The 7,948-nt window shown below is 63.3% G+C and carries 5 protein-coding genes and 1 pseudogene; 1 reads left to right on the top strand and 5 read right to left on the bottom strand.

The window, feature by feature from the left end:
- Positions 1 to 124: 124 nt before the first annotated feature.
- The 5 genes from cas6e to casA all read right to left on the bottom strand — a co-directional run bounded on the left by cas6e (position 125) and on the right by casA (position 5,791).
- Positions 125 to 886, bottom strand: a complete 762-nt coding sequence (gene cas6e / locus ABZ453_RS49525; RefSeq protein ID WP_359026436.1) for a type I-E CRISPR-associated protein Cas6/Cse3/CasE — start codon at positions 884 to 886, stop codon at positions 125 to 127.
- A gap of 5 nt (positions 887 to 891) precedes the next feature.
- A complete protein-coding gene (gene cas5e / locus ABZ453_RS49520) occupies positions 892 to 1,680 on the bottom strand; it encodes a type I-E CRISPR-associated protein Cas5/CasD (protein WP_359026434.1) in 789 nt (262 codons plus the stop codon).
- Positions 1,677 to 2,855: a type I-E CRISPR-associated protein Cas7/Cse4/CasC gene (cas7e, locus tag ABZ453_RS49515; RefSeq protein WP_359026432.1), complete on the bottom strand. Its 1,179-nt coding sequence runs from the start codon at positions 2,853 to 2,855 to the stop codon at positions 1,677 to 1,679. Before cas7e ends, cas5e begins: the two co-directional genes overlap by 4 nt.
- A gap of 102 nt (positions 2,856 to 2,957) precedes the next feature.
- On the bottom strand, positions 2,958 to 4,109 hold the full coding sequence (gene casB / locus ABZ453_RS49510) for a type I-E CRISPR-associated protein Cse2/CasB (RefSeq protein ID WP_359026430.1): 1,152 nt from the start codon (positions 4,107 to 4,109) through the stop codon (positions 2,958 to 2,960).
- Positions 4,106 to 5,791, bottom strand: coding sequence for a type I-E CRISPR-associated protein Cse1/CasA (gene casA / locus ABZ453_RS49505; RefSeq protein WP_359026428.1), 1,686 nt, complete (start codon positions 5,789 to 5,791; stop codon positions 4,106 to 4,108). Before casA ends, casB begins: the two co-directional genes overlap by 4 nt.
- A gap of 2,015 nt (positions 5,792 to 7,806) precedes the next feature.
- Between casA and ABZ453_RS49500 the strand changes: the two are divergent.
- A pseudogene (locus ABZ453_RS49500) lies at positions 7,807 to 7,948 on the top strand (ISAs1 family transposase); the annotation flags it as partial.

Here is a 7,948-nt window from a genome sequence, read left to right as displayed (position 1 = left end):
GCTTCACCGTCCGCTTCGACCCCATCGAAGCGGCATGACCACATCACAGTCACCACTGCGGTGACCAGGGGTCATGCTTCATTTTCGGACCAGAGTCCCGGTATTGAGGCTAGAGCCGTGCAGTTCAGCCAGTCACAGTCCCTTTCGGCAGCGGTGCAAGGGTGAGTAAACCTTGGCCGTAGCCCTTGGCGGGGCCGATGCCTTTCAGCAGGGCGGCACGTAGGTCATCGGGGCGGGTGACACGTAGCTGCCCCTGGAAGGTGACGGTCGAGAGGGTGATGGGTGAGCTGCCTGAGCGCTTACGGAAGCGGAGGGTCTCGCGGGCGATCAATGAGACAGCCGGGGCTGGGACTGACGGGATGCCAAAATCGATGCCGGGCGTGGTCTCGACTGTGGGAATGGTGAAACCGTGGCGTTCTGCGCGGGTAAGCAGCCATTGGATTTGCTGGTCTGCGGTGCGGTACGCCACACGGAAGCCACGCTGCCTGGACTGAGTGTCCGAGGCGGCGTTCATCCGCATTTTCTGGTTTTCACTGGGTTTTATGGGTTGTTGCAGGCACTGGACAGGGTTGGCTCTGAGCCGGAATGCGAAGTCCCGTCCGAGCACTATCCGTTCGAGCAGAGGTGTGTAATCGGCGATGAGGGCCTCGCCGCCTGGCGAGTCGGCCTGTTGCAGCAAGTTCTGCCAGGAAGGTCGGCTTTCGGTGAGAACAAGAACTTCGGCGAGGTGGGGGGTTTTGCGGTCCAGGCGCCATAGAACCCGTTCGGTAACAGGCTGCACAGTAAGACCGCCCAGGATGGTGGCATGAAGCCGGTGCGGGTTGGACAGTAGGGCGAGTGTGTCATGGCGGCGGGTATTGAGGGTGATTTTCGACAGGTACGGCATGAACGTCACCAGCCCAGCAGAGAAAAGGGGTCGTGGCCCGCCTGGGCACCAGGAGAAAGGACTGTCTCGCCGGTTGCCTCACGGTCAGTCGGGAGTGTGATCCACAGGCGGTGTACGGCCCGCTGACCGAAGGCGGTGCCGGTCTTGAGGTCAAAGGTATCGGGCACGTCTTCAACGAGCAGCTCGCCCGAGGGATCTTCGACCGTGGCCTCCAGAGTTACCTCAGGACCGCGGATTTGGCGACGGCGGTGCGCTGAGGCCTGCCAGGGCACTTCCGCAAGGGCATCTCGAAGGCCGGCATCTGGGCGCAGACCGAAGCTGATGGGACCAGTCGGTGGGCAGGAGCGGCGACCGAGTGAAAGCGGGTAGACCGGGTGACGCACTGCGTGCTCCAGGCCTTGAAGAAGACGTGTGGGGCCTCGCAGCGCGACGATGAAGACCGCGTCCTGCAGGTAGTAACGCTGGGTTAAGTGTGTGTATTTGGCTGGGCTGGTCTTCTTCTGCACCCCACTGGCGTCGACCTTGGCGGAGGGCAGGGGCAGGTTGCGGTAGTCGCTGACGGTGTGGTAGTCGCGCAGCAGGGTGCCGGGCTGGTCAACGCGTACGCCGAGGCTCAACCCGAGCAGATCGGCGAGGGGGGCCTCACGTGGACGGCCCTCGGCCGCGGCGAGCAGTCCGAGAACCCCGGACTTGGTGGGCTGTGGCTGCGTATCCCGACGGTTGTAGCGAGAGGGGCCACCCCATGACTGCAACGGGGCGGCCAGTCGTAGGACGAGGACGCATTGCTCACTCATCGCACGTGGGCCCTTGCCTTCTCGGCCGAGGGAATCTCGCCGTCGGCCAGCCAGGCGTCGACCAGCTCACCGACGGAGTCGAGGAGGGTCAGGAAGGGGATGGACTGGCCGAGAGTCTCATTCAGTTCGTCACTCTCCAGGGTGTAGGTGGCCAGCATCCGCAGTGGCACGCTGCCCCAGTGCTCACCGACAGCTTTGACTTCGGCGGCCAGACGCCGTGCGGATTCAGCAGCCAGGCCGTTGTGGCTGGTAACAGGCTCTTCGAAGGCCGAGATGAAGTTGACGGGCTGGTCGGCGCGGAGGGTGATCAGGACAAGATGCGGCAGGGTGCGATGAGCGAAGCTGTTCTGGTGGCCGGCGGGCATGGAGCGGGCGAATGCGTCGATGAAGCGGACGGCGGCGGCGTGGACGGCGTCCGGCGAGGTGAGATTGTCGCTCAGCTGGTGTACGCCGACGACGGCATAGCGGTAGAGGGTGGCGGAGTTGAACTCCAGGGTGCCGATCATGCCGGCACCCTTGTCTTCGGTGTTCTCGTCATCGATGGCGGTGTAGTAGTCGAACTCGGTCCGCACCGCGTGGGTGGACAAGGCGTGGGCGACTTGGACGGCCGCGTCGACGTTCAGTTTCGGCAGGTCGGCGACCATGCGGCCAAAGAGCGCGACCTCGGCGGGATGGCCAGTCGACAAGGTGGACACCACCGGCAGCTTGGCAACTTCCTCCTTGAGCTCCTTGTCGGGCAGGGCGGTGAGTGCCTCTGCACGTGCTGCGAGGAGTGTGACCAGCCCGTCAAGTTGGCGCCTGCCGAAGAACAGCAAATAAGCGGACTGCTCTTCTTTCTTTGACGACTTGGAGATTCCGAGAGACTCCAGAAGGGAGGCGGCCAGCCGATCGGCCTGGGCAGGGTCGAGGCCCGCGCCGCTGTCAGTGCCGGGCAAGACGAGCCGCTCGGCAATTAGGACAGCGAGCCGCTTGGTGCGGGTGGCACGGTCCGCAGGAGGTTCTGCTTTGGCGAACTCCATCCTAGTGGCGCGTTTCCAAGCCTGGGAGGAGACACGAGCGCGGCGAACGCCGCCGTAAATGGCTTGTTTCGGGGTGCCTGAGTCGTCTCGATTGATGTTGGACGGCGGAAGGCTCTGCAGAATGTGGATCTCGACGAAAAGAGTGGGTTGAGGCATGAGGTTGCTCCGGTGATATTTGACATGCTGTGTCACGGCGCAGCGAACGGCTGGCCGGGTTTCGGCATCAGTCCCTGCGGCACGGCCCGCACGGGCGGTTCGTCAGGTCTCGGGGATGTCTGTGCCGGTGTGAAAGTCTCGATCCCATACAGTGCGGAAATGGGATTGTTCGTCCGGCCGCTTCGGGTCATCCCAGTGCCGCAAGGCTTTGCGTAAAACGTTATAATCCAGGCCAATGCTGTGCTGGCGCAGCATTGGCACCAGTGCACGCAGGTGCCAGGTCAGCTCGTCGGTATCGAGCGAGGTGAGGAGGTTTCCGAGCCTGCGCTCCATCTCCGCCCGGCCCTTGGACAGGAGCAGGCGGCAGGCGGACCCGGGGCTGATGCCAGGCACATGTACCTGCCGGCTTCTGCCATGCTGATGGATGCCGAAGAGTGTCAGTGCCGCGTGCTCGGCAACGAGATCACGGGTGAGAGCTCCCTGGTTACGTAAGTCAGTGCCCATTTGCGTTCGGTAGAAGGGCCACATGACGGGAACTGTGCCGGCTTCCCGGCCCACGCCGGAGCGCAAGGCCGCCAATTCGGCTCCCGCATGGGTCTGTCCTGGGACAAAAGTTACCCAAAGCGGAATGGCAGAAGACTGGCCGGATGAAGCTTCTACCGACCCCTCGCTGGCAGGATCAGTGAACTGCAGTCCCCAGGCACGCAGCACCCTCCCCTGTCTCGGCGTCAACCAGACGCAGAGGTCAAGGTAGAGCCGGGTATAGTCCAACTTGATGTGCGCCTGCCTGAACAGGGAGATGAGGCTACGCAAATGCTGGACCACTTCCTCGATGTCCCGGGCAGTCGCAGCAGCGGTCAGGCGGCGTTGAGTCGCTGATCCAGAGAACTGATGTATGCGCAGAGCACGGCAGGCCGTCCCCAGACCGACGCCAGGGCGGTGGACCGGCTCCGTTGCCCCGTGCTGATGCAGTCCGAAGAGAACAAGCGTGGCATGCTCGGCTCGATAAGATGCGGGGGGACGCTCCTCGCTACGGTCGTCGTCTTTCACCTCAACCCGGTGTAGGTACCGCAGGCTGGGAACGCTGCCCGCCTCTTGCCCCAGGCCGTCTCTTAGTGCACGCAGGCCCTGGTCAACCCAAATCGGCATAGTGCTCTTACTGTTGCTCCGCGAGCGAGAGAGCGACCAAGAGGTGAACTTCTCCCAGAAGTAGGGGCGATAACGCGTGTTGGGGTGACTCGCCGTGGCCTTCATGCGGCTTTCCCCCTCGTCACACGGGCTGCATGGGTGACACGAGGGAGGATCTCGTTGAGTCTCTTGCAAAAAACTGCGGTGGCCTTTCCGCTACGAAAGACGATTTCCCTGCCGTTGACCTTTTCCGTGCGCCCGATCACGGCTCGCGGTGGGGCAGCCGCCAGCAGACTCTTAGCCTCCCCCAGCGCCTCCTCGCGCAATGAAAGCTCCCATGCCTGCTGCGCGCATTCCAGCAGTTCGTAGTCGTCGCCGAGAGTGCGCAGCCCAGCGAGCAGGCGCCGCATGCTGCTATCGATGGCGTACAGGAATCGCACTGACGGGCGGTCACCTTTGTCTCGAGAAGGCGTCTCGCCACCTGAGGCACGTCGTAGGTCGGCGTTCAGGTTGTCCAGAGCGCGGCCGACCATGTCAGCCTGGTTTACACATTCCAGGATAGCGCGACGCAGCCAGTCGTCAGTGGCCCTGAGAGCGACGACCGGCAGCGGGACGCTGTCAAAGATGGCGTTCTCCACGATGGCGGACTGGATGCCGTACTCCAAGCCGCTGATCTCTACGCCCAGGGGGAAAGCGGAGGATACGGGGCCGCCCCGCGCCCGTAAGTCGCCTATCTGCCGCAGCAGTACCGAGGTGTAGGGGCCCTCGCCTTCCTTGGGTAGGGCGAGCGCAAGCAGCGCGCCGAGGCCCTGCCAGGCCGCGCGCTCTGAGACGTGACGGCGAGGACGGAGCGCGGGCTGACCTGCCTTTGGCTTCGCCGTGTGATTCCACCCGGTGTGGGGGTCCCACTCGGGTATCTGCGTCAGACGGTCTCCAGCGCAGACGATGACTTGCCGCACCGATAGAGCGTGTCCCGTGTTTGCGGCAATCAACCGGATCCTGCGGGCTTGGTAGGTCAGTAGATCCAGCAGACCCCCTGCGGGACGAGCGGACCACTCGGGACTGGCAGGAGACTTCCAGCCCGGCAAGGCCGGCCGCTCTTCCCATGCCCACTGGGGGCGGTCATCCGGGTCCAGTCCATGAGGCAGGATCGGCGTGTTCAGCAGCAATGTCTCATACATGGTGCGGCCGCATGGCACGATCACGCCGCACAAGCCGAGCGGACCTGTCGGATTGCCCGTCGTCTTTCCGGCCTTCGCCTGGGGGTCGCCGACGGCCCCGGTCTTGATCGCAGCGGTGTCCCAGCACTGGACGTGCAGCAGCCACAGCACCGCCTGAGCGGGCGTCAGGTTCAGGTGGTCACCTTCGCTGAACCCGCTGAACAACGGCACATTATTCCCGGAGGCGATCGACGGCACGAGCAGCGCTGACGACTTGGTTTCACCGTTGAGCGCCTCCAACCCGGCAACTTGCGCAAACGGTCGCGCTGCATCGAACAGCCCAAAACGATCACCGTAGTGTGTACACAGGTAGTCGCCGATTTTTTCGGCTTCCTTGGGCGAAAAGCAGCCCCGCTCAAACCGGGCACACCATTCTCCTCGCGACCGGGGCACCCCGATCGCATCGAGCATCACAGGCAGCAGCAACTGCCGCAGTAACGCCGGCAATATCGTCGGCGCAGGCAGCTGCAGCCGTCGTATGAGGTGTGCCTCGGTCAGGGCGTCCAACAGACCGACCGAGCGGACCTCACCGTCCAGGCCGACGACGGACAACCAATTATCCCGAACAAGATCACCCATCTGCTCCATGACTATCCCTGACTATCCCTTTGTTTATCAGACGACATCCAGCACCCGCCGCAGGCAGAAGCGCCGCGGTACGTGTCCTTCTTCGGCGGAGCCAACGAAGGCGTAATAGGGCTGCGCGCCTTCTCGCCGCCGCCTCCGCCGAGGGGCAGCAGCGGGTCCTGATCTCCTGCATGACGCCCCCCGTCAACAGGGCACACGAGTGTCCGATCCACCTCAACTGTGCGCCTGAGATCCTCGCCTGCTTCCGCATCGAGGACTCGCCGCAGATGCGTGAACGGCGCGAGCACTGCAGGGGGCGTCAGCCTGAGGCTAGAGAGCGGTGGTGCCATCAAAACGCCGCGCGAGGCTTGCAACCGTCATGCGATGTGTTCCCTGATGAAGACTAGGCTCTACCCCGCGACGTTCTTCGCGGCCTGTGAGGATGTCGCCGCGCCACGGAGGACGACAGCGGCCCAAGAGTCGTGAATGACAGCCGCCAGGGCGACCGCGTGTGGAGCGCAAGTCTTTCCCGCGATCCTGTAAACCTCCGTGGAGGCCACAGCAGACGCGGGGTGTCCTTTGAACACGGCACTCTTGACGATCAGTCACCACTCTGTCATGTACACGCCCCCCATGAGGGTTCGGGCCGAGGTCCCTAACAGGTCGGCTGTAAACGCGACACCGGGAAGCACACCAAGGCGGTCCGCCCTCACGCCCAGCAGCTCGCGGATTGCGTCGAGTCTGGATCGTCAAACCGCTGTCAGTAAAGCAGGGAGGCGCATCACACCGTTTCCGTTTAGTCAGGTCGTCCGCGCTCTTGAAGGCCTCGCCAGCTCGCGCTGCGTAGCCCCACCTGCTGCCTATCACCATCCCGCTCGCGTCCGGTTTCCGCTTCTGCCGCCGCGTCAAGCGAGCTGGCCCCCGCTTGCAAGCGAAGCCAGCATCCATGTGACGCTCACCCGCCGCGTACACAGGGTCCAGCAGCCGTAAGAGCGGCCCCGTATCGCTTCGACGCAGCCGGAATTATTGTTGCAGCGATGGCCGACAGTGGAGAGGCCTGCGCCGATGCGTTGGGCAGGCACGACGCCAAAGCTTCGATGGACGAATGCGGGAACGATCACAATTTTTTACCCTGACTTTCAGCGTGCTGTGGCTGGCCTACTGCCCTGGCAGGAGGCGCGGGACTCTCAACGCCTCAAGGCCGTACGCCGCCCGACAGGATGAAATCCTGGCCCCAGGCACACGGTCTCCCCCGCTCACAGCAGGACACTCAGGCGGGCGGCATTGGCACCCGGGGACTGAGGCTCCCTCAAGATCTTCTACCTCCGCATTTTTCGCTAGAGTCATTTGGCCTGCCCCATTCAGTAGCTGGCGAGGAGATCCATCAGGTGCTCCTCAAGGCAAGGCAAGACTCGGAACCCGTTCCGCTTCGACGGACACCATGGGTGTGCTGGTCACACTGCGAGTGCGGTCTCGTATTCGACAGAGCTGCGTTGACTTGCTCCGCAGGCTGAAGCCCGAGGACGGATGGCCTTCTCGATCGTTGCTGTGCCATTACGTGACCCGGGGTTGGGGCGGGAATCCGTGGCTTCCTGTTTCTTCGCGCTGTGCCGGAATTGCTCCTGGTCTTACCGGCGCTCCGCAGGTCGATACCGCCAGTCCGGCGGCTGTCTTCAGCCTGGCTCGGGTTTCGAGTGGGGTGAGGTACCGGAACTCGGGATGCTTGCGGAGCCTGGTCCGGTTGTACTCGACTTCGATAAAGTGGAAGATGTCAGGCCCTCGCGGCGGCGCAGTTCTCCCAGATGGTGGTACCGATCTCCACTTTAAGCAGTCCGAAAAAGCTCTCGGTGCGGCGTTATCATAGTATACACTGGTTCTTCCCATGCTCTGCCGCAGGTTCAACTTCAGGGGCATTGCGTGATGAGGATTGGTCCGGGTTCGCCGGTTTCGCGGGTGACGTGCCGTCATGTCCGCTGTGTGGCAAGGAACCCAGGGTAGAGCAGGCACGGTGCTGGTGATCATGTGGTTGTCGAGACAGAGGCCACTGGGGTATCGAAAACCTTCTGCACCACGTGCGAGACCGCACGTTCCGCGAGGACGACTCCAAGATCCGCACCGGCAACCTGCCCCGTGCCATGGCCTCCCCGCGCAACCTCGCCATCAGCGTCTTCCGCCAAG

The sequence above is a fragment of the Streptomyces sp. NPDC005799 genome, assembly GCF_040630525.1.
GTDB classification, from domain to species: Bacteria; Actinomycetota; Actinomycetes; order Streptomycetales; family Streptomycetaceae; genus Streptomyces; species Streptomyces griseorubiginosus_B.
The sequence above is the reverse complement of the archived record's forward strand: the minus strand, read 5'-3'. Positions and strand labels throughout refer to the sequence as shown.